The sequence below is a fragment of the Actinomadura sp. WAC 06369 genome (genome assembly GCF_003947565.1).
Lineage (GTDB): Bacteria > Actinomycetota > Actinomycetes > Streptosporangiales > Streptosporangiaceae > Spirillospora > Spirillospora rifamycini.
On the sequence record NZ_QHJN01000115.1, the window covers coordinates 1 to 25,462 of the forward strand.

Consider the following 25,462-nt stretch of genomic DNA (forward strand, 5'->3'; position numbering starts at 1 on the left):
CCCTTCCCCGAGGAGATCCACGGGCGGACGATGTGCGGGGTCGTATGGTGCCGCACCGGCGATCCGGACCGCTTCGAGGAGACGTTCGCCACGATCGGGGAGCCGGGCCCGCCCGCCTTCCACTTCGCCTCGCCCATGCCCTACCCCGCCGTCCAGAGCATGCTCGACGACCTGATCCCGCCCGGCTACCAGTGGTACTGGCGCGGCCACTTCTTCGACCGCATCCCCGACGCCGCTCTGGACGTCCACCTGGAGTACGGCGAGAAGGTCCCCACCCCCTTGTCGCTCATGCACCTCTACCCGGTCGACGGCGCCGCCCACCGGACGGACCCGGACGCCACCGCGTGGAGCTACCGCGACGCCGTCTGGTCCGGCGTCCTCGCCGGAGTCGACCCCGACCCCGCCAACGCCGAGGCCATCCGCCGGTGGTGCGTCGACTACTGGGACGCCCTGCTCCCGTACTCGATGGGCGGGTCGTACGTGAACTTCATCGGAGCGGGCGAGGGCCGGGAGCGGGTCCTGGCGACGTACCGCGGCCATTACGACCGGCTCGCGGAGATCAAGCGGACCTACGATCCGGACAACTTCTTCCGCGCGAACCAGAACATCGAACCCGCCCCGCGCCCCTGAGCGCGGGCGTCCCCTCCGACCGCCGACCTAGGCCCGACCAGGACCTTTGACGGAGTTCGTCCCCTTTGGGAATCAGCGTCCCCGTTGGTCGGCTGTACTGGACGTGCGCCTGCGACCGGACGAGCGCCGGTACGGGCCCGCCATGCACCGCGCACCGTGCGGCACCGCGCGGCGCGCCGACGCCACGAGGAGGGAATGCGTCCATGCTCGACGGAGCCGCCGCGGCATCACCGGCGACCGCGCCACCGACGACCGCGCCCCGGACGACCGCGCCCCCGACGACCGCGGGCCCGGGCGGCGCGGCACCGTCCGGGGCGCCGCCGGTCACCGACATCGACGCGGCACGGTTCCGCGCGGTCCTGGGCCGCTTCGCCACCGGCGTGGTCGCCATCACCGCCCTGGAGCCGGGCACCGGGAGCCCCCTGGGCCTGGTCGCGAACTCCTTCACGTCCGTCTCCCTCGACCCGCCCCTCGTGGCGTTCTGCGTCGCGCACACCAGCACGACGTGGCCGCGGCTGCGCGCCGCCGGACGGCTCTGCGTGAACATCCTCGGCGAACCGCAGGAGGACGTCAGCCGGCGGCTCGCGGCCCGCGGCGCCGACAAGTTCGCCGGCATCGGCTGGACCGGGTCGCCCGGCGGCGCCCCGCTGCTCGACGGGGTCCTCGCCTGGATCGAGTGCTCCGTCGAGCAGGAGCACGCCGCGGGCGACCACGTGATCGTCGTCGCCCGGGTGCACGAGCTCGACAAGCACGGCGACGACGACCCGCTGATCTTCTACCGGGGCGGGTACGGCGGGCTCGCCTGACCCCGGCGCCCGCGCCCCCTAGACGGGCTCGTTCTCCGGCGTCCGCAGCCGGGCCAGCACCTGCACCGGGTCGGCCAGGACCTCCGCGAACGCGAACTCGGCGGCGCCGACGAGCGTCGTGTCGTCGCCCAGCGCGGCCGTCCGCAGCCGGACCCTGTCGCGCGGCGCGGCCAGCGCGCCCTGCGCCAGCACGCTGCGGACCTGCGCGGCCGCCCCGAGGTAGATGTCGCGGAGCGTCCCGCCGAACACCACCAGGCCCGGGTTGAAGATGTTGACCAGGTTCGCGACGCCGAGGCCGAGCCACGTCCCGACGCGGTGCAGCGCCTCCCGCGCCACGATGTCGCCCCGGTCGGCGGCGTCCACGACGGCGCGCACCGCGTCCCGCCCCGCCTGGTCGGGGCGCTCCTCCCGGCCGGCGTGGAACAGCAGCGTCCGCTCCCCCACCTCCGCCTCCAGGCAGCCCTTCGACCCGCACGCGCAGCGCCGCCCGCCCGGGTTCACGACCATGTGCCCGACCTCGCCGCCGAACCCCTCGTCGCCGCCGAGCAGCCGCCCGCCGACGATGATCCCGCCGCCGACGCCGACGTCGCCGTGCAGGTAGATGAGGTTGTCGCAGCCGACCCCGGTGCCCCGCTCGTGCTCGGCGAGCGCGCCCAGGTTGGCGTCGTTGCAGACCGACACGGGGATGCCGAGGCCGAGGCGGCGGGACAGCGCGTCGCCCAGCGGGAGGTCGCCGACGTCCAGGTTCGGGCCGAACATGATCGCGTCGTCGGCGCGGCGGACCGTTCCCGGGAAACCCACCGCGGCGCCGACGCAGACCGCGTCCCGCTCGGCCTTGCGGACGAGCGAGCGGGCGCCCGCCACGAGCGTGCCGAGCAGCTCGGCCGGGTCGGAGTCGCGGGCCCGGCGGCCCTCCCGCCGGTCCAGGATCACCCCGCCGAGGCCGACCCGCGCGACGACGAACCGGTCCACCGCGACCTCGAACGCCAGCACGTACACGCGGGTGGACTCCGGCCGGACGACGAGCGACGGGCGCCCGGCGCGCCGCCCGGGCCCCCGCGGCAGCTCCTCGCGGACCAGCCCGGCCGCGGTCAGGTCGGACGTCAGCGCCATGATCGTGCTGCGGTTGAGGCCCAGCGACTCGGCGAGCGTCGCGCGGGACGCGGGGCCCCGCAGGTGCACGAAGCGCAGCAGCGTCCCGAGGTTGTGCCGCCGGACGTCCTCCTGCGACGGTCCCGCCCTCATCGGCGCAGCCCCAGATCGCCGCTGACGCCCGAGGTGATCAGTTCGACGACCTGCCGGTGCGTCACGTCGGCCGTCCGCACCTGCGCGGCGGTCCGGCCGAGGTAGAGCGCGCAGATGCGGTCGGAGACGGCGAACACGTCGTTCATGTTGTGCGAGATCAGCACGACCGCGAGGCCCCGGTCGGCGAGCCGCCGCACGATCTCCAGGACCTGCTGGGTCTGCACGACGCCGAGCGCCGCCGCGGGCTCGTCCAGGACGACGACCTTGCAGTCCCACAGGACGGCGCGGGCGATCGCGACCGTCTGCCGCTGCCCGCCCGACAGGTGCGCCACCCGCCGCCGCACCGAGTCGACCGTCCGGACCGACAGGCCCGAGAGGGTGCGGCGCGCCATGTCCTCCATGGCCTCCTCGTCCAGCGCGAGGCCGCGGCGCCGCTCCCGGCCGAGGAAGAGGTTCTCCACGACGTCGAGGTTCTCGCACAGCGCGAGGTCCTGGTGGACGACCTCGATGCCGAGGGACGACGCCGCGCGGGGGCTGCCGAGCCGCACCGGGCGCCCCTCGAAGCGGTACTCGCCGCGATCGATCGCGTGGACGCCGCCGATGCACTTGACGAGGGTGGTCTTGCCGGCGCCGTTGTCGCCGACGAGGGCGGTGACCTCGCCCGGATGGGCCGCGAAGGAGACGTCGTGCAGCACCTGGACCGAACCGAAGCTCTTGTCGATGCCGCGCAGGTCGAGAACAGGAGTACCGGACATCCCGCTGGGCTCCCACCGTGCCGCGCCGCCGCGTCCCGCGCGGCCGTGGACGCCGAGCGTATCAGCGGTGGCCCACGGCACGGAAACGCCCGCGGGCCCGTCCGGGGCGGGGAACCCGGGCGGGCCCGCGGGCGCGACCGGGGAGCCGACGGCGCGCGCCATCGGCTCCCGGTGGTCGCCGGGCCGGTTCATCTGCCGGTGGCGCTGCGCCGACGGCGGGCCAGCGCGTCGATGCTCGCGGCGAACAGCAGCACGAGGCCGGTGATGAGCAGCGTCAGGTACGCCGACGTCCCGATCAGCCCGAGCCCGTTCTGGATCATCGCGATGACCAGGCCGCCGAGGATCGCGTCCCGCGCCTTGCCGCGGCCGCCGAACAGGCTCGTCCCGCCGATCACCGCGGCGCCCACCGCGTACAGCAGCGTGTCGCCGCCGCCCGCCGCGGTGTTGACCGACATCAGCCGGGACGCCGCGACGATGCCGCTGACCGCCGCCAGCCCCGACCCGATCATGAAGACGGAGATCCGGATGCGGGTGACGTTGATGCCGGCCCGCCGGGCCGCCTCCGCGTTGCCGCCGACCGCGTACACGTGCCGTCCGAACGGCGTCCGGGTGAGAACGAACGTGCAGCCGATCAGCAGGACGCCGACGAGCAGCACGCCCCACGGGACGCCCGCGACCACGGCCAGCGGGCTGGGCGCGCGGTCGACGCTCAGCACGGCGGTGCCGATCAGCAGCGCCGCGGCGATGGCGCCGGACTGGAGCAGGACGAGCTGCAGCGGGCGGGAGTGCAGGCCCGCGGTCCGCTGCCGCCGCCAGCGCAGCAACTGCAGGCCCGCGTAGCCGCCCGAGCAGGCGATGGCGAGCGTCCAGCCCAGCCAGATCGGCATGTTGCGGTTGGCGAGCGCCACGATGACGTCGTCGCGGACGGCGACCGTGCCGCCCTCGCCGATGAGCCACAGGATGACGCCCTGGAGGCCGAGGAAGAACGCGAGCGTGACGACGAACGAGGGGATCCGCACCACCGCGACCAGCCAGCCGATCACGGCGCCGATGACGATCCCGGCGGCGAGGGCGCTGATCACCGCGACCGGCCAGGCGTACCCGGCGTCGGTGAGCAGCTTGGCCAGGACCGCCGCGGTGACGCCGCTCGTCACGCCCGCCGACAGGTCGATCTCGCCGAGGAGCAGCACGAACACCAGGCCCATCGCGAGCAGCGAGATGGGCAGCGCCTGGGTGAACAGGTTCGCGATGTTGGTGTTGCTCAGGAAGGTCTCGGGTTTGAGGGCGGTGAACAGGACGACCAGGGAGATCAGGCCGAGCGCGGCGGGCAGGGCGCCGAGCTCGCCGGCCCGCAGCCGGCCCCAGTAGTCGAGCAGCGCCGATCGCAGGTCGTGCTCGCGCAGGTCGGTGGCGAAGTCCGAGTCCGCCAGCCGCACGGCGGCCTTCTTGCCTTCGGGGATTTCGGTGGACACCTGCTGCCCCTTTTCAGATGTTCTCGGCGGCGGTCGTCGGCGCGAGGCCGAGATCGCCGGAACGGCCGGCGGTGATGAGCTCCACGACCTGGCCGTGGGTGACCTCGGAGCACGCGACGTCCGCCGCGACCCGTCCGAGGTAGAGGGCGGTGATCCGGTCGGCCACCTCGAACACGTCGTTCATGTTGTGCGAAATCAGCACGACGGCGTGGCCGGTGTCGGCGAGCCGCCGCACCAGGTCCAGCACCTGCTCGGTCTGCGCGACGCCGAGCGCGGCCGTCGGCTCATCCAGGATGACGACCTTCGACTCCCACAGGGCGGCCTTGGCGATGGCGACCGTCTGCCGCTGCCCGCCCGACAGGTTCGACACCTGCTGCCGCACCGACTTGACCGTCCGGACCGACAGCCGCGCGAGCGTCTCGCGAGCCGCCTTCTCCATGGACGCCTCGTCCAGCACGGCAAACTTCCGCCGCTCCCGGCCGAGGAACATGTTCTGGACGATGTCGAGGTTGTCGGCGAGCGCGAGGTCCTGGTAGACGACCTCGATGCCGAGGTCGGCGGCGGCGCGCGGGCCGTCGATGGTCACCGGGCGGCCCTCGAACTCGATCCGGCCCGAGTCGACGGGATGGATCCCGGCGATGCACTTGATGAGGGTGGACTTTCCCGCGCCGTTGTCGCCGACGAGGGCCATCACCTCCCCGCGCCGCACCGCGAAGTCCACGTCGTGCAGCACGTGGACGGGGCCGAAGCTCTTGTTGAGCCCGGTCAGGCGCAGTACGGGGTCACCGTTGTCTGCCACGTGTTTCCTTCCAGAGGTCGTGCCCGTGGCGGGCCCCCTGAGCGTCCCGGGGTTCCGGGCACCCGGGGCGCTCGGGGGAGCGGGGGCCCGCCACGAGGTCAACGGGGAGCCGTCACTGGACGCCGGCGTCCTTGCACTTCTGCGCGTAGGCGCCCGCGCACAGCTCCGCGGCCTTCACGAAGCCGTCGTCGACGACCTGCTTGATGTTCTTCTCGGTGACGGTGATCGGCTCGAGCAGCACCGACGGGACGTCGCGGTCGCCCTTCGGGTCCTTGACGGTGCCGTTCGTCTCGCCCTTCTCGCCGTTCAGCAGCGACACGGCGAGCTTCGCGGCGGCGTCCGCCTCCTGCTTGATCGGCTTGTAGACGGTCATGCACTGGTTGCCGTCCAGGATGTTCTGCAGGCCCTGCAGGGTGGCGTCCTGGCCGGTGACGGCGACCTCTCCGGCGGCCCGGTTCTTCTTCAGGATCGAGATGACCGCGTTGCCGATGCCGTCGTTGGCGGCGAGCACGCCGTCGATTTCGCCCTTCTGCTCGGTCCACATCTGCTCGAAGAGCGTGGCGGCCTCCTCGGCCTTCCAGTCCGGGACGGCCTGCTCCGCGACCTTCTTGTAGTTCGCGACCTTGTCGAGGACGCCGTGGTAGCCCTGCGCGAAGAGCGTCGCGTTGTTGTCGGTCGGCGCGCCGTTCAGGTAGGCGATGTTCGCCTGCTCGTCGCCGAGGCACTCCTGGAGGCCCTTGCCGAGGTGCTGGCCGACGACCACGTTGTCGAACGACACGTAGTAGTCGGCGACGCCGCCGAGCGTGAGCCGGTCGTAGTCGATCGTCGGCACGCCCCGGTTCTTCGCCAGGCGCTGCACGGCCGCGGCCGAGTTGGAGTCGATGCCGTCCACGATGAGGACGGTGACGCCGTTGGTGAGCATCTGCTCGGCGATCGTCTGGAACCGCTGGGCCGAGCCCTCGGCGTTCTGGATGTCGTACTCGACGCCCGCCGCCTTGAACGCCTCGGCCAGGTACGGGCGGTCGAAGCTCTCGTACCGGTCCGACGACGTCGTGTCGGGCAGGATCACGCCGATCTTGCCCTCGGCCGTGCCGGTCGCGCCGCCCTCGGAGTCGTCCCCGCAGGCGGTGAGCGACGTGAGCGACAGTGCCGCGGCGGCGGACGCCGCCGCCAGGCGGAGGATCCCCTTGCGCATGTGCCCGGGTCCTTTCTGGGGGGTCGGCCGCAGAGCGGCCTCGGGGGTTGTCCCCGCCGGTGTGCGGGCCCGTCCTGCACCGGCGTGAATGTTGTGCCCCGCAACATATGTCCCGTCCGGCCGCCGCGCCAGACCCGGACCCGGCCCAATTTGTTGTGGGCAGTAACAATCAAGTAACACGAGGCGAACCGCACGTCACCGGCGAACGACCTGATCAAGGCCATGACCGGCACGGACTCCGGATTGTTCGCCGGATCAACATTCCCCGGTTCCGCGCGCCCCCGGAACCGGCGCGGCGCGGTGCGGCTCTGAGAAGGGACCTGTCGCGACGAACGCGGAGAGCCATCGATGACCTCAGCAGGAACCGGCGCCGGACGCCTCGTCGACGAGCTGTGCGGGCGATGGGAGGCCGCCGTGGCCGCTCCGGACCGCGGCGACGCCGAACGGGCCATCGCGGAACTGTACGAGGCCCGCGGGTGGGGACGCCCCGAAGCCGTCGTCTGGCTCGACTCGCCCCTGGCCGGGGCGATAGCGGCGCGGACCCTCCTCTACGGCCACGAGCATCTGGACCCCGCCCGCCACCCCGAGGCCCGCGCCCGCTGGGTCCACGCGGCCACGCCGCGCCTGGAGGGGGCGTACGGGACCTTCGGCGGACCGGAGCCCTCCTCCTTCGAGGAGGACGAGCCTCTCGCCGCGCGGTGGCGGGTCCCGGCGGTGGATTCGGCCCACAAGCTGTCCTACGACCTGGACGATCCGGACGTGCGGGCCGTCCTCGGCCGGGTCGGCGAGCCCGCCTGGGCGGTCAGCACCGCCGTCGCCCACCGCTTCAAGGAGGAGGCGCTGTCGCCCGGCGATCCCGGCCGCTTCGCCGCGGTCGCCGCGCGGGCGCACGAGCGGCTGCTGCGGGACCTGCGCCCGGCCTTCCCCGCCGCGCACTGGGACGCGGTGTCCGCGGCGCTCCGCTCCTGCGCCGCGGAGCCCCGGCCGGACGACTGGAAGCGGTGGCGGCGGGTGTGGGAGGCGGTGCGCGCACCGGACCACCACGCGCTGCTCATCCTCGCGGCGGCGCGCCGCGGCGGCGTCCCCGCGACCGGCGACCTGTCCGCCCGGCTGCGCATGGTCCCGGCCGTCGGCTGGTGGTGGGCGCTCGGCGGCATCGCCGTGGTGGCCGCTCCCCCGGCCGAGGTGCACACCGACCAGCTGGGGCGGCTGCACCGGGAGGACGGCCCCGCCGTCCGGTACGCGGACGGCTTCGCCCACCACTGCTGGGGCGGCGGGCTCGTGCCGGCCGGGCTCGTCGATCCCGGGTGGAGCGCGGAGGACGTCGTCCGGGCGTCCGACGAGGAACTGCGGGGCCGCGCGGTGCGGGAGTTCGGCGCCGCCTCGTACGCCGCCGCCCTCCCGGCCGACCGGATCGCGCCCGACCTGCGGCGCCGCGCGGTCGACCGGCTGGGCTGGGCGCGCTTCGCCGCCGAGGCGCCGCTGGCCCGCGTGGCCGGGCCCGTGCCCGACCCCGGTGATCCGGGCTGCGCGCTGACGCTGCACGACGTCCCGGCGGTGCTGCTCGGCCGGGACGCCCGCGTGGTGGTGCGGTCCGGCGGCGCCTGGGACGGCGCCGCGATCCTGGTGCCCGCCGACGCGGCGGACCCGCTGGAGGCCGCGGGCTGGCTCGGTTTCGGCGCGCCCGAGCCGGCGCCGCTGCCCGAACTGCTGACGCGCGTCTGGGAGAGCGAGGAGCTGCAGGACCTCCTCGCCGGGCTCGACTGCGCGCTGCCGCACGAGCACGTCGAAGCCGTGCACCTGTACTGCGGGGCCCCGCTGTACGCGTTCGCCGGGCACGGCACGGGCGGCACGTACTTCCTGTGCGGCGACGGCCCCCGGCGCCCCGTCCTGTACGCCGACTCCGAGGGCGGCTACCAGGTGCTCGGCCGCGACCTGGAGGAGGCCCTGCGGTTCATGGTCAGCGCGGACCCCGACGGCCGCGACCCCGAGGAGGCGGACGACGAGGCCGCGGAGGCGTTCGGCCTGCGGCCCCTGTCGCCCGACGAGTACCGGGCGCACCGCCGCGGGGCCGAGGCCATGGCGGGCGCGCTCGCCCTGGTGATGGCCGACGAGAACACCGTCTACGAGTACCGCCCGACCACGTGGTTCCGCTGCTGAACCGGCGCGTCAGAGCGGCGACGCGAGCACGGCGGCGATGCGGGCGGCCGCGCCGGCGACGTCGTCGGCCGGGGTGATCCGCTCGGACCACGACCACCAGAACCACCAGCCGTCGGCGGCCTCCTCGACGAGGATGTTCTCGGTCAGGGCGGACGCGTCCGGGTTCGCCACGTGCAGCGCGGGCGACTGCCCGCGGGGCAGCGTGAGCCGCACGCGGAAGCCGCGGGCGGACAGCGCGTCGCCGAGCTCTTCCAGGTATTCGATCCGCGACTTCGTCGGCGTCGCGGGCTCCATGCCGTCAGGCGTCATCCTCGTTCCTTCGTGGATCCGGCGGCCCGACGAGGAGTCACCTTTCCGTGTCCGCGGCCCGGGTGCAAGCACTTCGGGCAGGTCAGCGGGGCGCGCCGCGACGGACGGGCGCGGCGCGCCGACGGACGGCCCGCCATCCGGGATATCTTGCGCATTGCAGACGGCAAGCGGCGAGATGGGGGCGATGACGTGGGCGGCGCCGAGGCGGAGCGGACACGGCCGGACCAGCGGCTGCCGAAGCGCGACGGCGTGCCGGGGCAGACCGCGGCGGCCGAGGACGAGACCCGCGACGAGGCGGCCGGGGACACGGCCGCCGGGGACACGGCCGAGGACACCGTCCACGACGCCGGCGAGGAGACCGGCGCCGAGACCGGCGGCGGGGCGGCCGACGGCCCGGATGACGAGCCCGACGCCGAGCCCGACGCCGAGACCGGTGCCGAGGCCGGCGACGAGCTGGTCGCCGGGCAGACCCTCGTGGACGGGCCGTCCCCGCGGGTGCCGAAGGAGGGCTGGACGGCCGAACTGCCCGCGCCGTCCGGCGGTGACGGCGCCGAGGACCCGGAGGACGGGCCGCCCGCCGCGTCCGGGCCCGAGGCGACGCGGCCCGCGCCGCTCCCGGCGGCGCCGCCCGAGGACGAAGCGGCGGACGCGGCCCCGGAGCCCGCCGCGGAACCCGCTGCAGAGCCCGTTGCTGAGCCCGTTGCTGAGGCGGAGGCGACGCGGCCCGCGCCGCTCCCGTCCGTGCCGCGGCCCGCCGAACCGGCCGAGCCCGCCGATCCGGCGGACGCGACGGCCCCGGCTCCGCTCCCGGCGCCCGAGCCCGCTGCCCCGGCGGCCGCGCCGTCCGTCCCGGCACCGCGCCCCTCCCCCTCCCCGTCGCCGGCTCCCGCGCCGCCCGTGCAGGGCGGGACGAGCGGGGCGGCCGCGCCCGGGGAGAGCCCGACGTGGCACCGGCAGCACTACACCGTGGGCGTGTTCCTCCTCGCCTACGGGGTGATGAGCCTGATCAGCGGGGCGCTGCTGTGGGGCGACCGGCGCGAGGAGGTCGGGGACTACTTCGCGTCCGGCCCGTCCGGGGCGATCCTCGTCCTGGCGAAGGCGGTCCAGGTGCTGCTGGTGCTGCTCACCGCGGCGGCGGTCGCGCGCCGCCGCGACACCTGGTTCGTGCCGCCGCTGGCCGGATGGATGGCGGGCTTCGCGCTGTTCGCCGTCCTGGACGTGTTCAACGCGCGCTGGGGCGGGCTGCTGGAGCACCTGCTGTATCTGGCCGGGTTCGTCATCCTGCTGTTCCTGTCGTACGGGCTGAGCGCGAAGGCGCAGGTCGGCGGCGCGGCGCGGCGGGTGTCCGGGCCGGAGGCGCCGCCGGAGGGGCTGACCCGGACCCAGGAGCTCGCGCTCGCGGCGATCAACCGGCTGCCGCGCCGCTGACCCGGCGCCCGGGGCAGGACGCGGCGGACCGGAAGGCGGCGGCCCCGAAGGCGGCGGGCCGCCCGCGCCGGGTCACGGCACCACGACGATCTTCGCGTGCCGGTCGGGCCGGGTCAGTTCGGTGAACGCGTCCGCGATGCCGTCGAGGCCGACCGTGCCGGTGATGACGGACCCGGCGTCGATACGGCCCTCGGCGATGTCGGTCAGCGTGGCGCCGTACTCCGCGGGCAGCGCGCCGAACGTGCCGCGGATCGTCAGCTCCTTGCTGACCGCGACGCCGGGCTCGATCTCGTCCGGCTGCATGCACACCCCGACCACCATGATCGTCGCCCCGGCGGGGGCGCCCGCCACGGCGGCGCCGAGCACCCCCGGGACGCCGACGCACTCGAACACGACGGCCTGGCGCACGTCGAGGCCGAACAGCTCGGCGGCGATGCGGTCGACGGTGCCGGTGGGGACGCCGAGGTCCGCCCAGCGGTCGTAGGGGGACGCGGCGGACGGGTCGACGGCCTCGTCGGCGCCGAGCCCTTCGGCGAGGGCCCGGCGCTTCGGGGAGAAGTCCACGGCGATCACCGGGCCGTGGCCGCGGGCCTTGAGGGCGGCGACGACGCCCAGCCCGATCGGGCCGAGGCCGAGGACGACCGCGACGGAGCCCGGCGCGATCCCGCTGCGCAGGACCGCGCGGGTCCCGACCGCGAACGGCTCGGTGACGGCCGCGGTCCGCGGGTCGAGCCCGTCCGGGACGGGCAGCGTGAGGGCCTCGTTGAGGATCATGTACTCGCCGTAGCCGCCGGGGTAGGCGGGGGTGTAGCCGATGATGCCGGAGCCCTGCGGGCCGATCCCGATGGGCGGCCCGCAGACGGCGGCGCCGATCGGCAGCTTCCGCTCGGTCCCGGGGCCGTAGCCGACGATCTCGCCCGCGAACTCGTGCCCGAAGACGAGGCCGTCGCGGGGGTCGTGGGGGGTGCCGCCGGAGCGCCGGGTGGTGTCCATGAAGGCGTCCGGGTCCTGCAGGGCGTGCAGGTCGGAACCGCAGATCCCGCAGGCGAGGGTGCGGACGAGGAGCTGCCCCTCCTGCGGGACCGGGTCCGGGACGTCGGTCACGATCATGGTCTTGTCGGCGGTGGTCAACGCAGCGCGCATCCGCGGCCTCCGGTCTTCCGGCGAACGGTCGTTCCCGGAACGCAACCACGTTCGCCGCCCGCGCGATAGTGCCGGGCGCCACTGATCACTGGCAGGTTTTGTGGGTCCGGGGGCGAGGAAAGCCGATCTTGGCAGATGTTGCCCTTGGTGCACGATGTGCCCCATGCCACTTTCTGGAGCATGAGAGTGCGAAAGACGACGTGGTCGGTGGCGCTGGCCGCGTCCCTGGCGGTGCCCGCCGCCGCGGCGGCCCCCGCCGCCGCCCGGCCCGCGGCCCCCGCGGCCGCCTGCGATCCCACCCGGACCGAGCCCGTGTACCGCGGCGACGTCCCCGCGCCCGCCGACGTCCTCGGCTTCGACCTCGGCGAGCGCCCGGTCCGCGCCGCCGAGTCCGACCGGTACCTGGAGGCGGTCGCCGCGCGCAGCGACCGCGTCGTGTCCGGGACCCTCGGCACGAGCGCGCAGGGCCGCCCGCTGAAGTACGCCGTGGTGGGCGAGCCGCGGCTGGTGACGAAGGCGGGCCTGGCGAAGGCGCGGCGGGACGCGCACCGGCTGCGCGACCCGCGCACGCCCGACCGCCTCGCCGAGCGCCTCGCGCGGACCGGCGTCCCGATCCTGTGGGTCAGCGGGAACGTGCACGGCGACGAGCCCAGCGGGACGGACGCCGCCCTGCGGGTCCTGCACGACCTCGGCGACCGCACGGACTGCGCCGCCGAGCGCATCCTCGACAACGCGCTCGTGGTCGTCCTGCCGACGCAGAACCCGGACGGCCGGGAGCTCGGCACCCGGGAGAACGCCTACGGCTTCGACATGAACCGGGACTGGTTCGCCCGTACCCAGCCGGAGACCGACGGCAAGCTCGCGATGCTGAACCGGTACCCGCCCGTCCTCTACATCGACGCGCACGAGATGGGCGGGACGTCCTACTTCTTCCCGCCGAACGCCGACCCGATCTACCACGAGACGCCCGAGCAGGCGATCGGGTGGATCAACGGGATCTACGGGGCGTCGATGGCCGCCGAGTTCGAGGCGCGCGGCATCGACTTCTTCAACCGCAACGTCTACGACCTCTTCTACCAGGGGTACGGCGACACGGTGCCGACGAGCGCGTTCCACTCGGCCGGGATGACGTTCGAGAAGGGCGGCGACAGCCCCTACCCGGAGCGGGTGGAAGAGCAGTACCTCACCCAGTGGGTGGCGCTGTCGGCCGCCGCCCGCAACCGGCAGCGGCTCCTCACCGAGTGGCGGGCGATGGCGGTCGAGGCCCGGCGGCAGGGCGAGGCCGGCGCACTCGAACCGAACCAGGTCTACAACCCGGGCAACGAGGTCGAGCGCCCGGTTCCCGACCGCGAGGTCAGGCACTACTTCCTGCGGGACGGCGACCGCGCCAAGCGCGACGAGGTCCGGACGATCGTGCGGCGCCTCCAGCGGATGGGCGTCGAGGTGGAGCGGCTCGCGCGGCCCCTGACCGTCCCGGACTACAAGGAGTACGGGCGCCCCGCGGGGCGGACGACGCTGCCCGCGGGCACGTACTGGATCTCCATGGCCCAGCCGGAGAAGCACTGGATCCAGGCCATGCTGAACGAGGACTCCTACACGCCGTTCCCGTACTTCTACGACGTGACGGCCTGGAGCCTGCCGCTGCTGGCGAACGTCTCGGGCGGCTCGTCCGGCGCGGAACTGCGGCCCCGCGCCCGTCCGGTGGGGCCCGTCCCCGCCGAGCGCCCGGACCGCGCGGGCAAGGCGCCGGAGATCGGCGTCCTGCAGCTGTCGGAGACCTCGTCGTCGGCGCGGCAGTCGACCGGCTGGCTCCGGCACCGCCTCGACCGCGACTGGCGGCTCCCGTTCACGCCGCTGCGCCCGTCCGACGTGGCGTCCGGGCGGCTGGACGGCGTGGACGTCCTGCTGGTCCCGGACGGCCCCGCCGGCGCGGCGCACGACGCCCTCGGCGAGGCGGGACGGACGGCGCTGCGGGAGTGGACGCACGGCGGCGGCCGGTACGTCGGCTGGCAGGGCGGCACGGAACTCGCGGCCCGGCTCGGGCTGACCACCGCGACGCTCGCCGAGCCCGCGTCCGACATCCCCGGCACGCTGTTCCGCGCGACCGTCGACCGGGGCAGCCCGCTGGCGAAGGGCGTGGGCGGCACCGTCTGGAACTTCACCTCGTACGACGCGGTGATGCGCGCGTCCAGCGGCGTCGTCGTCCGCTATCCCGAGAGCGGCTCCCCCGACTGGTTCGTCTCCGGCTACCAGCGCGGCGGCGAGGAGCTGGGCGGGACGGCCGCGGTCGTCGACCAGCCGGTCGGCGCGGGCCGGTCGGTGCTGTTCGCGGCCGAGCCGAACTTCCGGGCGTTCACCGACGGGACGGCCGGGCTGCTGCGCAACGCGATCCTCGGGCCCGACCCGGAGGGGGCGGCGCGGCCGCGGGCAGCGGCCGCGGCGGAGGCGTCCCGGTCGGCGGCGGCGCTGCCGGACCGCGAGGCGGCGATCCGGGTCTCGGTGCGCGCCGGGGACGCCGCCGCCGCCGAGTCGGTGCTGCGGTCGGTCGGCGCGGCGTGGGACGCGCGCCGCGACGGCGACGCCGTCCGGTTCGTGATCGCCAACCCGCGCGGGCTGCCGGTGGACCACCACCCGTTCGCGCGGCGGCTGCCCGCGCTCATCGCGGAGGCCGGGATCGACCCGCTGGCGGTGGCGCTGCCGGGCTGACCCCCGGAGACGCGCGAGCGTCCGGGGCGGGACTCGTCCCGCCCCGGACGTCAGCGGACGATCCAGGCGGTCGCGGTCATCGTGCCGGGCGGGACCTCGGTGAAGCCGCCGTCGCGGACCGCGACCGCCGCCTCCTTCACGCACGTCCGCCACGGCACGTCCCGCGTCAGGTGCACCCGCGCCCCCGCGTCGAGCCACGCCGCCACGTGCTTCCGCTTCCCCTGCCGGAGCAGCAGCTGCGCGGCGTGCCCGCACTGCGCCGCCGCCTTCCCCGTGGTCATCGCGACGTCCGGGTTGAGGGCGATCGCCGCGTACGGGGCGGCCGGCGGCGGGGGCGGCACCTCCGCCTCCGCCAGGTCGAGGCCCGCGACCTGGAGTTTCGCGAGCCGCGGCGGGACGTCCGCCACCGGCCCGGGCGGGAACGCCCGCACCTGCGCGCCCGCGTGCTCGACGGTCACGCCCGGCAGCGCCTGCGCCTCCGGCCAGCGGACGCCCCGCGCCCGCCGCGTCACCTTGCGGATCCGGCGCGACTCCCACGCCTCGACGGCCGCGCGCCACTCGCCGTCCGGGGCCGTCGCCCGCGGGTCGGTGAGCAGCCGGACGACCGCCGCCGCGGCCGCCGCGCAGACGGCGCCGTGCGCGGGCGGATCGGTCTTCTCCGCGCGGACCACCAGCTGCATGGCCCACGGCGGATCGTCGAGGGGATCGAAGTCGGGTCGCACTCCTGGAGTATTCCAAACCCGATCCAATGCCCCGCACACGACTTTCCGCCGCTCGGAGTGGGTACGGCAACCTTTACCGTTCCGCGATCGTTCAGAACGAGTGGGAGGGCGGCCGACGCCTGAGCCCGGCGGGGCCGCCCAGGCGCAGGAGTCTGGTGGGAGGTCCCCGTGACCATTGGCCAGTGGAGCGATTCCATCCCGGGTAACGGCACGTTCTTCGTCGGCATCGACATCGCGCCGGGCCGCTACCTGTGCACCGACGCCAAAGGCGGCTGGTGGGTCCGCTACCCCGGGCCCGGCGGCGGCGAGCCCGTCGCGTCGTGGCCGCTGCCCGAGGGCGGCGTCGAGATCGAGATCGCCGCCACCGACGTCGCGTTCGAGACCCACACCGGCGCCGACTGGAAGCGCGTCGGCGGCACCGCGCCCGCCGGCGCGGGCGAGGCCCCCGAGCCGCGCCCCGTCGCCGACCCCGCGCTGCGCGCCGAGCTGGACGCCGTCGCCGCGCGCGGCGTGCTGCCGGGCTGGCTGGTCCCGGCGTCCATGCTCATGCTCGGGCTGATCGGATCCACCCTGCTCGGCCCGTTCTGGCTGCTCGGCCTCGGCATGCTCGCCGTGATGATCACGTTCGGGTCCCGTTCGCTGGCACCCGACATCCGGCGCGTCCGCGAGCTGGAGCGCAACCGCGACCGCTACCGCACCCTCGACGACTTCGACGCCGAGGGCCGCGCGATGCTGGCCCGCGCGCAGGCCGCGCTCGACGCCGTCCGCGACTCGCGGGTCAACCGGGAGGGCCTGCTGGACTCCGCCGACAACGCGGTCATGCTGCCGCGGCAGGAGTGGGAGATCGCGCAGGTCCTCGCGCGCCAGTCGAAGCTGCGCGCCGACCACGCGGCGATGGCGGGCGCGGCGGCGTTCCCCGAGGTGGAGGCGGCGCTGCGGCCGCTGCGCGAGAAGCTGGAGCTGTCGGTCGAGTCGGTCGACCGGCGGATCGAGGCGCTGGAGCGGTACGCCGAGCGGGTCCGCGCCGCCGACGAGGCGCTGGAGGCGCACCGCCGACTGGAGGAGATCGCCGCGAAGGCGCACGAGTACGACGAGCTGGTCGCCGACACCGTCCGCGACGACCTGGCGATCCCCGCGATCGACCGGCTCACCGAGCAGTCCGAGGCGCTGATCGGCACGCTGCGGGAGCGCCTCACCGCGGCCGCCGAGGCCGCCGACCAGCTCCCGCCCGCGTCCTGATCCGGCCGCCCCGCGCCGTGGCCCGCCGCACTACGCTGCTCCCCACCGACTCCCCGGATTCGCGAGGGCTCCATGACGGACGGCGACCGGCGCCTCGCCGGGATCATCGACACCACGAGGCCACACCAGGCCCGCCTGTGGAACCACTGGCTGGGCGGCAAGGACACCTACCCCGTCGACCGCGAGGTCGGCGACCGCATCGCGGCCGTGTACCCGGAGATCGCCGACGTCGCGCGGCATTCCCGCGCGTTCCTCGTCCGCGTCGTCCACTACATGGTCGAGCAGGGCGTGCGGCAGTTCCTGGACGTCGGCACCGGGCTGCCCGCCGTCGACAACACCCACGAGGTCGCCCAGCGCGCCGCGCCCGGCTCCCGCGTCGTGTACGTCGACAACGACCCGCTGGTCGTCGCGCACGCCCGCGCGCTGCTCACCGGCCTCCCCGGCGGCGGCTGCGCCTACGTCGAGGCCGACGTCCGCGACACCGCCGCGATCGTCGGGCTGGCCGCCGAGACCCTGGACCTCGCCCGCCCCGTCGGGCTCCTGCTGCTCGGCATCGTCGGCAACGTCCCCGACGAGGACGACCCGCGCGGCGTCGTCCGGCGGCTCGTGGACGCGCTCCCGCCGGGCAGCATCGTCGCGGTCAACGACGGGACGAACGTGCTCGGCGTGGACGCGTGGACGCCCGCGGAGGCCACCGCGCGCGGCGAGGCGCTGCGGCTGTGCGCCGAGGCCGGGACCGTCCCGTACCACGCCCGCACCCCCGCGTTCATCGAGTCGCTCCTCGACGGCCTGGAGACGGTCGAACCGGGCGTCGTGTCGACGCCGCTGTGGCGTCCCGACTTCCCCGACCTCGACGCCGGGAAGCCGATCGACTCGTTCGGCGGCGTCGCCCGCAAGCCCTAGAGGACGCGGGTCCGGGCATGGGCGACCGCGGCGGGGTCAGGAGACGAGGGCGCGGACCTGGTCGGGGCCGGTGAAGACCTCGGCGCGCATGCCGACCTCGCGGGCCGCGCGGACGTTGCGCTCGGTGTCGTCGAAGAAGAGGACGTCGGCGGGGTCGGCGCCGAGGCGCTCGGCGCAGATGCGGTAGGCGCGGGGGTCGGGCTTCGCGACGCCGATCCGGCAGGAGTAGGTCAGCGCGTCGAAGCGGGCCAGCCAGGACGCGTGCTTCCCCTCCATGCGCGGGACCAGATCGGTGATGATGTTGGAGAGCAGGCCGAGGGTGCGCCCCTCGTCGGCCAGCTCGCCGACGAGGGCGACCATGCGCTCGTCGACGTCGGTCCAGCTGTCGAGGTCGGCCTCGATGAGGGCGGGCACGTCGGGGAACTCGGTGCCGAGGGCCGCGGCGACGTCCGTCCAGTAGGCGGTGCTCTCCTGGCCGGCGTCGTAGGCGGGCCTGTTGGACCAGTACGCGTCCCAGAACGCCGGGCCGGAGCGGCCCGCCAGGGACTCGATGCGCCGCACCGCCTCCGCGGACTGCGTCCGGGCGATCACTCCGTACAGGTCGAACACGATCACGTCGGGCATACCCCGAGCCTACGCAAGGCGAGCAAGCGGTTGTCCGAGGCGGCATAATGAGGGGGTGACCACGACGAACGCTGATTCCGGACGACCCAGAACCCGCAGTTCCGGCGGGGGCGGAACCCGCCGCCGCGGCAAGGGGTCCCCGGCCCTGGCGTCGGAGCGGCGGGAGCACCTGGTCAAGCTCGCGGCCGAACTGTTCGCCGAGAAGGGTTTCCAGGCGACGACGGTACGCAACATCGCCGAAGAGGCGGGCATCCTGTCCGGCAGCCTCTACCACCACTTCGACTCCAAGGAGTCGATCGTCGACGAGATCCTCACCGGCTTCTTCGAGGACATCATGGCGGCGTACCGCCGCGTCATCGACGAGAACGACGACCCGCGCGCGACGATCGCCGGGCTCGTCCGCACCGCGTTCGGCACGCTGGAGCCGCACCGCGCGGCCATCACGGTGATGCAGAACGACTGGAACTACCTCAAGGGGATGGAGCGGTTCGCCTACCTGACCAAGTCCGAGGACGAGGTCGAGAAGATGTGGGTGGACACCCTCCGGGCGGGCCAGGAGCAGGGCGTGTTCCGGCTCGACCTCGACCCGAAGCTCACCTACCGGATGATCCGCGACACGGTGTGGGTCGCCATCCGCTGGTTCAAGCCGGGCGGGCAGCTCAACGCCGAGGGGTTGGCCGAGCATTACCTCAAGGTGATGTTCGACGGCATCAACCTCCACTGACCGGGCCGGACGCCCCGGCCGCCCCGGCGGCCGCGCCGATTCGCCGGTGCGCCCTCGAGAACCCCTTTAGTGTGCTTAGTCACACTTCCTGGGCAGGGGTGATGACTTGGCCCGTGGGGACGCTGTTACGGACGAGTTCTACGGGGGGAGGGCGACATGACGGCCGATCAGGATGCCGGAAACGGGGAGCCCACGCCCGCCATGCGCAGCGCCACGGCGCGCGGGCTGCAGGAACAGTTCCCGGGGGTGCGGGTCTGGTACGGCGAGGCGACCGGGTCGTGGTGGGCCATGGTGCCGCTGCGCGACGGGCCGCGGCTGCTGGAGGCGGAGACACCGCAACGGCTGCGCGACGCGATCCTGAACGCGCGGGCGCGCGGGTGATCCACGGGTGATCCATGGGCGGTGCGCGCGGGGCGCGGCCGGAATCGAGGCCGCCCGCCGGAGACGGGGCGCGATCCGTCCCCGGCGGGCGGCGTCTCATCGACGTTAACCCGAAACAGCTTCAGACACAAGCGCTTGCTCGGTGCCCTTAGCGCTCGTACTGGACGACCGCCCGCTCGGCCGTGATCGGCGCGATGCGCCCGTCCGCGATCTCCCGGTGCGCCGGGTGGTCCCGGTACACGACGTAGGCGTCGCGGTCGGCGAAGTCCGCGACCACCACGAAGTCGTAGGCGCCCGGGCTCACGCCCGCGTCGGCGCCCATGGAGTACTCCCGGATCTCCGGGATGAGCGCCGGCAGCTCCGCGAGCCGCGCCGCCACGTCCTCCTGCTGGCCGGTGGTCGTCCCCTCGGCCCACCTGAACATCACCACATGCCGAAATCCGCTCATGTCGGCACGTTAGCGGGGTCGCGATCTCCGTCGCGGCCGTCGCCGCGCCCCGGCGCGTCGCGTGCCCGGCGCGTCGCGTGCCCGGCGCGCCCGTCCGGCGGGGCGCTCAGACGGTGCCGAGCTCGGCGGCGACCATCGCGCCGAGCTCCCAGCACTCCTCGAGCGCCGCGCGGCCGGGCTCCCCCGTGACGACGGCGGGCGGCCGGACGGCGCGCCACTTCAGCCCCGTGGTGATCGACTCCAGGGCCCGCAGCGCGCCCGTCGCGTCGCTTCCCGCGTGCAGGTACGCGCCGAAGGGGCGGCGGACCGTCTCCTCCAGGCACGGGTAGTACACCTGGTCGAAGAAGTGCTTGAGGGCGCCCGACAGGTAGCCGAGGTTGACCGGGGAGCCGAGCAGGTAGCCGTCCGCCTCCAGGACGTCCACGGGCGACGCGGTCAGCGCCGGGCGGGCCACAACCTCGACGCCCCCGACCTCGTCGGTGGACGCGCCGGACCGCACGGCCTCGTACATCGCCTGGAGGTTCGGCGACGGGGTGTGGTGGACGATCAGCAGCCTCTTCATCGCCTCCGACTCTAGACGCGCGGCCGCGCCCCTGATCGCGCGCACGTTCCCGAACGTGATTCGATGAACGTCCCCGTGGAAAGGCAGGAGACTCCCATGACCGTGCCCCCCGACGTGCCCGGCGTGCAGGGCCACTGCGACCCCGCGTTCGCCGGCGTCCGCGAAGCGTTCGAGCGGAACTTCGCCGAGCGGCGCGAACTGGGCGCCGCCGTCGCGGTGTACGCGGGCGACCGCAAGGTCGTGGACCTGTGGGGCGGGACGGCCGACCGCCGCACCGGCCGCGAGTGGCGGGCCGACACGCCCTGCTTCGGGTTCTCCTGCACCAAGGCGGTGACGGCCGCCGCCGCGCTGCTGCTCGCCGAGCGCGGCGCCTACGAGGTGGACGGCCCGGTCACCGCCTGGTGGCCCGAGTTCGGCGCCGCCGGCAAGGACGCGACGACCGCCGCGCACCTGCTGTCGCACCAGGCCGGGCTGCCCGCGTTCGCCCGTCCGGTGTCGGCGGAGGAGGCCGCGGACGCCCCGGCGCGCGCCGCCGAGCTGGCCGCGCAGGAACCCGAGTGGACGCCCGGCGAGGGGCACGGCTACCACGCGCTGACCTACGGGTGGCTGGCCGGGGAGATCGTGCGCCGGCTGTCCGGGCGGACGGTCGGCGCGTTCGTCCGGGACGAGTTCGCCCGCGACCGCGACCTGTGGATCGGCGCCCCGGACGACGTCATCGAGCGGGCCGCGAAGATGACGGCGGGCCGCGCGCCGCGTCCCGCCGGCGGCACCGATGCGCCGCGTCCCGCCGGCGGCACCGACGCGCCGCGTCCCGCCGGCGGCACCGACGCGCCGCGTCCCGCCGGCGATGCCTCGCTCCTCGACCGCCTCGCGAGCGCGTACACCGACCCGGACAGCCGCATGAACCGCGCGATGAACAACCCCCATCCCGGCAAGGGCGGCTACAACAACCCGGTGGTGCTGCGCGCGGGCTGGCCGGGGGCGGGGATGATCGCGACGGCCCCCGCGTTCGCCGGCTTCTACCGCGACCTCGTCGCCGGCCGGATCCTGCGCCCGGACACGCTCCGCGAGGCGATCCGGCCCCGGGTGAGCGGCCCCGACCGCACGATGCTGATCGACAGCGCGTTCGGCCTCGGCTTCATGCGTCCGGCGCAGACGTTCTTCGTCCCGGCCGCCGGACGCGACACGGCGTTCGGGCACACGGGGGCGGGCGGCTCGATCGGGCTCGGCGACCCCGACGCCGGACTCGCCGTCGCCTACCTGCCGAACCGCATGGGCGACCTGGGCGGCGACCTGCGCGCCTACCGGCTCGTCGAGGCCGCGTACGCCGCGCTCGGCTGAGATACCGTCCCGCTCCATGGAGGTACGCGATCTTCACCCGTGGCCGTCCGCGCCGGAGGAGGCGGAGGCGATCCAGGACCGGCTCCGCCCCCTGCTCGACCTGGACTCCCCCGGCCCCGAGCGCCCCCGGACGGTCGCCGGGCTGGACGTCTCGTACGCGGGCGACGGCGGCGGGACCGGCACGCGCCTGGCCGCGGCGGCGGTCGTCCTGGACGCCGCCACGCTACGGGTGGTGGAGGAGTCGGTCGCCGTCGGGACGGCCGCGTTCCCGTACGTCCCGGGCCTGTTCGCGTTCCGGGAGCTGCCCACGCTGATCGAGGCGCTCCGCGACCTGCGGACGGTCCCCGACCTGCTCGTCTGCGACGGGTTCGGCGTCGCGCACCCGCGCCGGTTCGGGCTCGCCTGCCATCTCGGCGTGCTGACCGGCCTGCCGACGATCGGGGTCGGCAAGACCGCGTTCGTCGGCGCGTACGCGGCGCCCGGCGGGCGGCGGGGCGACACGAGCCCGCTCACGGTCGGCGGCGAGGTCGTGGGGCGGGTGCTGCGGACGCAGGACGGCGTCAAGCCGGTGTTCGTGTCCGTCGGGCACCGCGCGGGCCTCGACGCCGCGTGCCGGACCGTCCTGGGGCTGGCGCCGGAGCACCGGCTGCCGGAGACGACGCGGCGCGCGGACCGGCTGTCGCGGGACGCGCTGCGCGGCTGACGCCCCTTGTTCGCCAACCAAGCGTTCGCTAGTTTTGCTGCGACGGCACGGCGAGAGGGAGCGTTGATGGGACGGCTCGACGGCAAGGTGGCGCTGATCACCGGCGGCGCGCGCGGCATGGGGAAGGCGCACGTGCGCCGGTTCGTCGCCGAGGGCGCGAAGGTGGTGTTCGGCGACGTCCTCGAGGAGGAGGGCGCGAAGCTCGCGGCCGACGTCGGGGACGACGCCCGGTTCGTCCGGATGGACGTCGCGAGCCCGGACGACTGGGCGACCGCCGTCCGGACCGCCGTCGAGACCTACGGATCGCTGAACGTCCTGGTGAACAACGCGGGCATCATGCGGCACAAGCGCATCGAGGACATGTCCGTCGACGAGTTCAAGCAGGTCCTCGACGTGAACCTCGTCGGCCAGTGGCTCGGCGTGAAGTCGGTGACCGCCGCCATGCGGGACGCGGGCGGCGGCTCGATCATCAACGTCTCGTCGACCGAGGGGTTCATCGGCGCGTCCGGCCTCGCCGCCTACAGCGCCAGCAAGTTCGGGATCCGCGGCCTGACGAAGGCCGCGGCCCGCGAGCTGGGCGCCGACGGCATCCGGGTGAACTCGATCCACCCCGGCGGCGTCCTGACCCCGCTCTCCCTGCAGGAGGACGTCGTCGCCGCCACCGCCGACAGCGCCGACGCCTTCCTGAAGGCGCTGCCGCTCGGCCGCATGGGCAAGACGAAGGAGGTCTCGGGCCTCGTCGTGTACCTCGCGTCCGACGACTCGTCCTACTGCACCGGCAGCGAGGTCCTGGTGGACGGCGGCATGCTGACGGGCGCCGGCTACTGACCCGCCCGTCAGGCGGCCCGCCGGTCCGCCCACCCCTCGACGGCCTCGAGCTGCGCCGCGAGCGAGATCAGCGTGGCCTCGTCCGAGTCGCGGCCGAGGAGCTGCGCGCCGAACGGCAGGCCGTCCCGGGTGAGCCCGGCGGGCACGTTCACGCCGGGCCACCCGAGGACGTTCCACGGCCACGCGTACGGGCACGCCGCCGCGGCCGCGGACTGCGTCCTCCGGTACCCGGCCCCCTCGAAGGCCCCGATCCGCAGCGGGCGTGACGCGGTGGTGGGCGTCAGCACCACGTCCGCGTACCGGAAGATCCGCCCGACCCTGCGCCACAGGTAGGGGTCCATCTTCCTGACCAGCGGCAGCAGGCGCCGGCCGACCACGCGCCCGATCCGGGCCTCCACCTCGGTGCGGGCCTCGGGCCGCGGGGCGTTCATCGCGTCGAGCCAGTCGGCGGCCCCGGCCGTCCCGCGCGGGACCAGCCCGAGCCCCACCGGCCCGTAGTCGGGGTCGGCGGGGAAGACCCGGTGCCCGAGCTCGGTCAGCCGCCGCGCCAGCCGCTCGACGCCCGCCCGGATCTCCGGGTCGAGCCGGCCGCTCGCCCCGAACGCCGTCCGGAACGACACCGCCACCCGCAACCGCCCCGGGTCCCGCCGCGCCGCCTCGGCGAACGGCCGGAGCGGCGGGTCCAGCCGGTAGGCGTCCTCCGGACGGCTCCCGGTGAGCACGTCGAGCAGCAGCGCGGCGTCCTCCACGCTCCGCGCGAGCGGCCCCCACACCGTGATGCCGTTGAACGGGTCGGTGTGCGGGAACCCCGACACGCGGCCCCGCTGCGGCTTGATCCCGACCAGTCCGGTCCAGGCCGCCGGGATGCGGATCGACCCGGCCCCGTCGGACCCCACCGCCGCCGCGACCATCCCCGCCGCCACGGCCGCCGCCGACCCGCCCGACGAGCCGCCCGGCGTGTACGCGGGGTTCCACGGGTTCCGCGCGACCCCGTACTCGGGCGACTCGCTGAACGGCCAGAGCCCGACCTCGCACGTCGTCGTCTTGCCCACCACGACCGCCCCGGCCGCCCGCAGCTTCCGCACCACCTCGGCGTCCCGCGTCCGCACCGGGTGCTCGCCGCCGACCGCGAACGGCGTCGTCTCCCCCGCCACGTCGGTGTCGTCCTTGATCGCGACCGGGACGCCCAGCAGCGGCAGCCGTTCGCCGTCCCTGAGCTGCTCGTCCGCCGCCGCGGCCTCGCGCAGCGCCGCCTCCTCCCGCACGACCCGGAACGCGCCCAGATCGTCCCGCCGCCGGATCGCGTCCAGCGACGCCCGCACCAGCTCCCGGCTCGACACGTCGCCGTGCGCCAGCGCGTCCGCCTGCCCGGCCAGCCCGAGATCCACGCCACCACCCCTCTCGTTCGTTCGAACGAACGATATCCGCGGCGTGCGCGATGGGGAAGACTGAACCTCGATGAGCGCCCGCGACCAGATCCTCAGCGCCACCCTCCGCCTGATCGGCGAGCGGGGCATCGGCGCCGTGACCAACCGCGCCGTCGCCAAGGCGGCCGGCGTCTCCCTCGGCTCCCTGACCTACCACTTCCCGAGCCAGGACGGCCTGCTGCGCGAGGCGCTGCAGACCTTCGTCGACCTCGAACTCGCCCGCATCACCGCCCGCCTCGCCGAACTCGCCGACGCGGGCGTCGCGCCCTTCCAGGCCCCCGACCAGGTCGAGAAGGCCGTCATCGACTTCGCGGACGGCCCCGAGCAGCTCGCCAACCTCGAACTGCACCTGCACGCCGCCCGCGACCCCGGCGTCCGCGAGACGGCGACCCGCTCCGTCGAGGCGTACGACCGCCTCGCCGCCGCCGTCCTCACCGCGCTCGGCATCCCGGACGCCGAACGGCACGCCCCCACCGTCGTCGCGCTCCTGTACGGCCTCGCGATCCGCCGCCTCGCCACCGGCGACCCGACCGCCGGCGGCACCGCGGACGCCTTCCGGCTCCTGCTCTTCGGCGCGTTCCCCCGGGAAAGCGGAACCGGCCCGGACGGTCCCAGAGCGGGGTAACGAGACCGTACGGGCCGGATCCTGTCTCAATCAGGAACCTGGCCGGACCCCAGGTCCGGCCGCCACTTCTCCGTCCGCCAGTGCACCTCCACCGGGTCTGGGACGCGACACAACGAAGCTAGCCCCCCGCAGACCCCCCGCCCCGCCACTTAAGGCTCCCTTAGGGATGCGCTGAGCCGGACTTATAAGACCAAGATCCACAGAGCCTCCGCGCCTGCCTTTCGCGCACCTGGCCAGCTAATTCACCAGTTACCGCTGGCACGGTCACCGTCTCCACGGCAGGGGGC

25 protein-coding genes are annotated in these 25,462 nt (G+C 74.7%); 13 read left to right on the top strand and 12 right to left on the bottom strand.

The window, feature by feature from the left end; all coding sequences use genetic code 11:
• Together DMH08_RS26955 and DMH08_RS26960 are read left to right on the top strand one after the other, a co-directional pair.
• Positions 1-630 (top strand): BBE domain-containing protein (locus tag DMH08_RS26955; protein ID WP_148108606.1); only part of this gene is annotated, 630 nt, incomplete at its 5' end.
• A 203-nt stretch (positions 631-833) separates the two neighbouring features.
• Positions 834-1,436, top strand: coding sequence for a flavin reductase family protein (locus DMH08_RS26960; RefSeq protein WP_125618547.1), 603 nt, complete (start codon positions 834-836; stop codon positions 1,434-1,436).
• Positions 1,437-1,454: 18 nt separating this feature from the next.
• On the opposite strand, the gene DMH08_RS26965 is transcribed toward DMH08_RS26960, so the two are convergent.
• From DMH08_RS26965 to DMH08_RS26985, 5 genes are all read right to left on the bottom strand, one after another.
• Positions 1,455-2,681 (bottom strand): ROK family transcriptional regulator, encoded by a 1,227-nt coding sequence (locus DMH08_RS26965; RefSeq protein ID WP_125618549.1) that lies wholly within the window; start codon positions 2,679-2,681, stop codon positions 1,455-1,457.
• The gene (locus tag DMH08_RS26970) at positions 2,678-3,436 is read right to left on the bottom strand and encodes an ATP-binding cassette domain-containing protein (protein ID WP_026405473.1); all 759 of its coding nucleotides are present in this window, start codon (positions 3,434-3,436) and stop codon (positions 2,678-2,680) included. Before DMH08_RS26970 ends, DMH08_RS26965 begins: the two co-directional genes overlap by 4 nt.
• Before the next feature lie 188 nt (positions 3,437-3,624).
• Positions 3,625-4,908 carry a sugar ABC transporter permease gene (locus tag DMH08_RS26975; protein WP_026405472.1) on the bottom strand — a complete coding sequence of 428 codons (1,284 nt, stop codon included), beginning with the start codon at positions 4,906-4,908 and terminating at the stop codon, positions 3,625-3,627.
• 13 nt (positions 4,909-4,921) lie between these two features.
• A complete protein-coding gene (locus tag DMH08_RS26980) occupies positions 4,922-5,707 on the bottom strand; it encodes an ATP-binding cassette domain-containing protein (protein WP_026405471.1) in 786 nt (261 codons plus the stop codon).
• Positions 5,708-5,819: 112 nt separating this feature from the next.
• The gene (locus tag DMH08_RS26985; RefSeq protein WP_026405470.1) at positions 5,820-6,902 is read right to left on the bottom strand and encodes a sugar ABC transporter substrate-binding protein; all 1,083 of its coding nucleotides are present in this window, start codon (positions 6,900-6,902) and stop codon (positions 5,820-5,822) included.
• Positions 6,903-7,250: 348 nt separating this feature from the next.
• Between DMH08_RS26985 and DMH08_RS26990 the strand changes: the two genes are divergently transcribed.
• Entirely contained in the window at positions 7,251-9,062 is a 1,812-nt protein-coding gene (locus tag DMH08_RS26990; protein ID WP_125618551.1) for a DUF6745 domain-containing protein, read from the top strand.
• Positions 9,063-9,071: 9 nt separating this feature from the next.
• On the opposite strand, the gene DMH08_RS26995 is transcribed toward DMH08_RS26990, so the two are convergent.
• Positions 9,072-9,371: a hypothetical protein gene (locus DMH08_RS26995; RefSeq protein WP_026405468.1), complete on the bottom strand. Its 300-nt coding sequence runs from the start codon at positions 9,369-9,371 to the stop codon at positions 9,072-9,074.
• Positions 9,372-9,560: 189 nt separating this feature from the next.
• On the opposite strand from DMH08_RS26995, the gene DMH08_RS27000 reads away from it, so the two are divergent.
• Complete coding sequence (locus DMH08_RS27000) at positions 9,561-10,799, top strand: hypothetical protein (protein WP_125618553.1); 1,239 nt, start codon at positions 9,561-9,563, stop codon at positions 10,797-10,799.
• A 72-nt stretch (positions 10,800-10,871) separates the two neighbouring features.
• Here DMH08_RS27000 and DMH08_RS27005 read toward each other — a convergent pair whose 3' ends face one another.
• On the bottom strand, positions 10,872-11,942 hold the full coding sequence (locus DMH08_RS27005) for a zinc-binding dehydrogenase (protein WP_026405467.1): 1,071 nt from the start codon (positions 11,940-11,942) through the stop codon (positions 10,872-10,874).
• A gap of 180 nt (positions 11,943-12,122) precedes the next feature.
• On the opposite strand from DMH08_RS27005, the gene DMH08_RS27010 reads away from it, so the two are divergent.
• A complete protein-coding gene (locus DMH08_RS27010; RefSeq protein ID WP_125618554.1) occupies positions 12,123-14,648 on the top strand; it encodes a M14 family zinc carboxypeptidase in 2,526 nt (841 codons plus the stop codon).
• Between the two features lie 50 nt (positions 14,649-14,698).
• On the opposite strand, the gene DMH08_RS27015 is transcribed toward DMH08_RS27010, so the two are convergent.
• On the bottom strand, positions 14,699-15,370 hold the full coding sequence (locus tag DMH08_RS27015) for a peptidyl-tRNA hydrolase (RefSeq protein WP_125618556.1): 672 nt from the start codon (positions 15,368-15,370) through the stop codon (positions 14,699-14,701).
• 168 nt (positions 15,371-15,538) lie between these two features.
• On the opposite strand from DMH08_RS27015, the gene DMH08_RS27020 reads away from it, so the two are divergent.
• Positions 15,539-16,609 (top strand): hypothetical protein, encoded by a 1,071-nt coding sequence (locus tag DMH08_RS27020; protein WP_026405465.1) that lies wholly within the window; start codon positions 15,539-15,541, stop codon positions 16,607-16,609.
• 72 nt (positions 16,610-16,681) lie between these two features.
• Positions 16,682-17,512: an SAM-dependent methyltransferase gene (locus DMH08_RS27025; RefSeq protein WP_026405464.1), complete on the top strand. Its 831-nt coding sequence runs from the start codon at positions 16,682-16,684 to the stop codon at positions 17,510-17,512.
• A 36-nt stretch (positions 17,513-17,548) separates the two neighbouring features.
• Here the strand turns inward: DMH08_RS27025 and DMH08_RS27030 are convergent, their stop codons facing one another.
• On the bottom strand, positions 17,549-18,136 hold the full coding sequence (locus DMH08_RS27030) for an HAD family hydrolase (protein WP_026405463.1): 588 nt from the start codon (positions 18,134-18,136) through the stop codon (positions 17,549-17,551).
• A 55-nt stretch (positions 18,137-18,191) separates the two neighbouring features.
• Here DMH08_RS27030 and DMH08_RS27035 point away from each other — a divergent pair, with 55 nt between their 5' ends.
• Together DMH08_RS27035 and DMH08_RS27040 are read left to right on the top strand one after the other, a co-directional pair.
• A complete protein-coding gene (locus DMH08_RS27035; RefSeq protein WP_026405462.1) occupies positions 18,192-18,860 on the top strand; it encodes a TetR/AcrR family transcriptional regulator in 669 nt (222 codons plus the stop codon).
• A 156-nt stretch (positions 18,861-19,016) separates the two neighbouring features.
• Positions 19,017-19,241 carry a hypothetical protein gene (locus DMH08_RS27040; protein WP_026405461.1) on the top strand — a complete coding sequence of 75 codons (225 nt, stop codon included), beginning with the start codon at positions 19,017-19,019 and terminating at the stop codon, positions 19,239-19,241.
• A 148-nt stretch (positions 19,242-19,389) separates the two neighbouring features.
• Here DMH08_RS27040 and DMH08_RS27045 read toward each other — a convergent pair whose 3' ends face one another.
• Together DMH08_RS27045 and DMH08_RS27050 are read right to left on the bottom strand one after the other, a co-directional pair.
• The gene (locus tag DMH08_RS27045; RefSeq protein WP_026405460.1) at positions 19,390-19,689 is read right to left on the bottom strand and encodes a Dabb family protein; all 300 of its coding nucleotides are present in this window, start codon (positions 19,687-19,689) and stop codon (positions 19,390-19,392) included.
• A 106-nt stretch (positions 19,690-19,795) separates the two neighbouring features.
• Entirely contained in the window at positions 19,796-20,251 is a 456-nt protein-coding gene (locus DMH08_RS27050) for a flavodoxin family protein (RefSeq protein WP_125618558.1), read from the bottom strand.
• A gap of 96 nt (positions 20,252-20,347) precedes the next feature.
• Here DMH08_RS27050 and DMH08_RS27055 point away from each other — a divergent pair, with 96 nt between their 5' ends.
• The 3 genes from DMH08_RS27055 to DMH08_RS27065 all read left to right on the top strand — a co-directional run bounded on the left by DMH08_RS27055 (position 20,348) and on the right by DMH08_RS27065 (position 23,123).
• Complete coding sequence (locus tag DMH08_RS27055; RefSeq protein ID WP_125618560.1) at positions 20,348-21,592, top strand: serine hydrolase domain-containing protein; 1,245 nt, start codon at positions 20,348-20,350, stop codon at positions 21,590-21,592.
• A gap of 16 nt (positions 21,593-21,608) precedes the next feature.
• A complete protein-coding gene (locus tag DMH08_RS27060; RefSeq protein WP_026405457.1) occupies positions 21,609-22,295 on the top strand; it encodes an endonuclease V in 687 nt (228 codons plus the stop codon).
• Between the two features lie 66 nt (positions 22,296-22,361).
• The gene (locus DMH08_RS27065; protein WP_026405456.1) at positions 22,362-23,123 is read left to right on the top strand and encodes a glucose 1-dehydrogenase; all 762 of its coding nucleotides are present in this window, start codon (positions 22,362-22,364) and stop codon (positions 23,121-23,123) included.
• An 8-nt stretch (positions 23,124-23,131) separates the two neighbouring features.
• Here DMH08_RS27065 and DMH08_RS27070 read toward each other — a convergent pair whose 3' ends face one another.
• Positions 23,132-24,511, bottom strand: a complete 1,380-nt coding sequence (locus DMH08_RS27070) for an amidase (RefSeq protein ID WP_233617834.1) — start codon at positions 24,509-24,511, stop codon at positions 23,132-23,134.
• A gap of 70 nt (positions 24,512-24,581) precedes the next feature.
• On the opposite strand from DMH08_RS27070, the gene DMH08_RS27075 reads away from it, so the two are divergent.
• A complete protein-coding gene (locus tag DMH08_RS27075) occupies positions 24,582-25,175 on the top strand; it encodes a TetR/AcrR family transcriptional regulator (RefSeq protein WP_125618563.1) in 594 nt (197 codons plus the stop codon).
• Positions 25,176-25,462: the final 287 nt, after the last annotated feature.

Excerpts from the sequence above, each read along its gene's own strand:
- DMH08_RS27075 (WP_125618563.1), top strand. The coding sequence starts at position 24,582 with ATGAGCGCCCGCGACCAGATCCTCAGCGCCACCCTCCGCCTGATCGGC.
- DMH08_RS27045 (WP_026405460.1), bottom strand. The coding sequence starts at position 19,689 with ATGAGCGGATTTCGGCATGTGGTGATGTTCAGGTGGGCCGAGGGGACG.
- DMH08_RS26995 (WP_026405468.1), bottom strand. The coding sequence starts at position 9,371 with ATGACGCCTGACGGCATGGAGCCCGCGACGCCGACGAAGTCGCGGATC.
- DMH08_RS27025 (WP_026405464.1), top strand. The coding sequence starts at position 16,682 with ATGACGGACGGCGACCGGCGCCTCGCCGGGATCATCGACACCACGAGG.
- DMH08_RS27065 (WP_026405456.1), top strand. The coding sequence starts at position 22,362 with ATGGGACGGCTCGACGGCAAGGTGGCGCTGATCACCGGCGGCGCGCGC.
- DMH08_RS26970 (WP_026405473.1), bottom strand. The coding sequence starts at position 3,436 with ATGTCCGGTACTCCTGTTCTCGACCTGCGCGGCATCGACAAGAGCTTC.
- DMH08_RS26965 (WP_125618549.1), bottom strand. The coding sequence starts at position 2,681 with ATGAGGGCGGGACCGTCGCAGGAGGACGTCCGGCGGCACAACCTCGGG.
- DMH08_RS27060 (WP_026405457.1), top strand. The coding sequence starts at position 21,609 with ATGGAGGTACGCGATCTTCACCCGTGGCCGTCCGCGCCGGAGGAGGCG.
- DMH08_RS26990 (WP_125618551.1), top strand. The coding sequence starts at position 7,251 with ATGACCTCAGCAGGAACCGGCGCCGGACGCCTCGTCGACGAGCTGTGC.
- DMH08_RS27040 (WP_026405461.1), top strand. The coding sequence starts at position 19,017 with ATGACGGCCGATCAGGATGCCGGAAACGGGGAGCCCACGCCCGCCATG.
- DMH08_RS27030 (WP_026405463.1), bottom strand. The coding sequence starts at position 18,136 with ATGCCCGACGTGATCGTGTTCGACCTGTACGGAGTGATCGCCCGGACG.
- DMH08_RS27050 (WP_125618558.1), bottom strand. The coding sequence starts at position 20,251 with ATGAAGAGGCTGCTGATCGTCCACCACACCCCGTCGCCGAACCTCCAG.
- DMH08_RS27005 (WP_026405467.1), bottom strand. The coding sequence starts at position 11,942 with ATGCGCGCTGCGTTGACCACCGCCGACAAGACCATGATCGTGACCGAC.
- DMH08_RS26960 (WP_125618547.1), top strand. The coding sequence starts at position 834 with ATGCTCGACGGAGCCGCCGCGGCATCACCGGCGACCGCGCCACCGACG.
- DMH08_RS27055 (WP_125618560.1), top strand. The coding sequence starts at position 20,348 with ATGACCGTGCCCCCCGACGTGCCCGGCGTGCAGGGCCACTGCGACCCC.
- DMH08_RS27010 (WP_125618554.1), top strand. The coding sequence starts at position 12,123 with ATGAGAGTGCGAAAGACGACGTGGTCGGTGGCGCTGGCCGCGTCCCTG.
- DMH08_RS26985 (WP_026405470.1), bottom strand. The coding sequence starts at position 6,902 with ATGCGCAAGGGGATCCTCCGCCTGGCGGCGGCGTCCGCCGCCGCGGCA.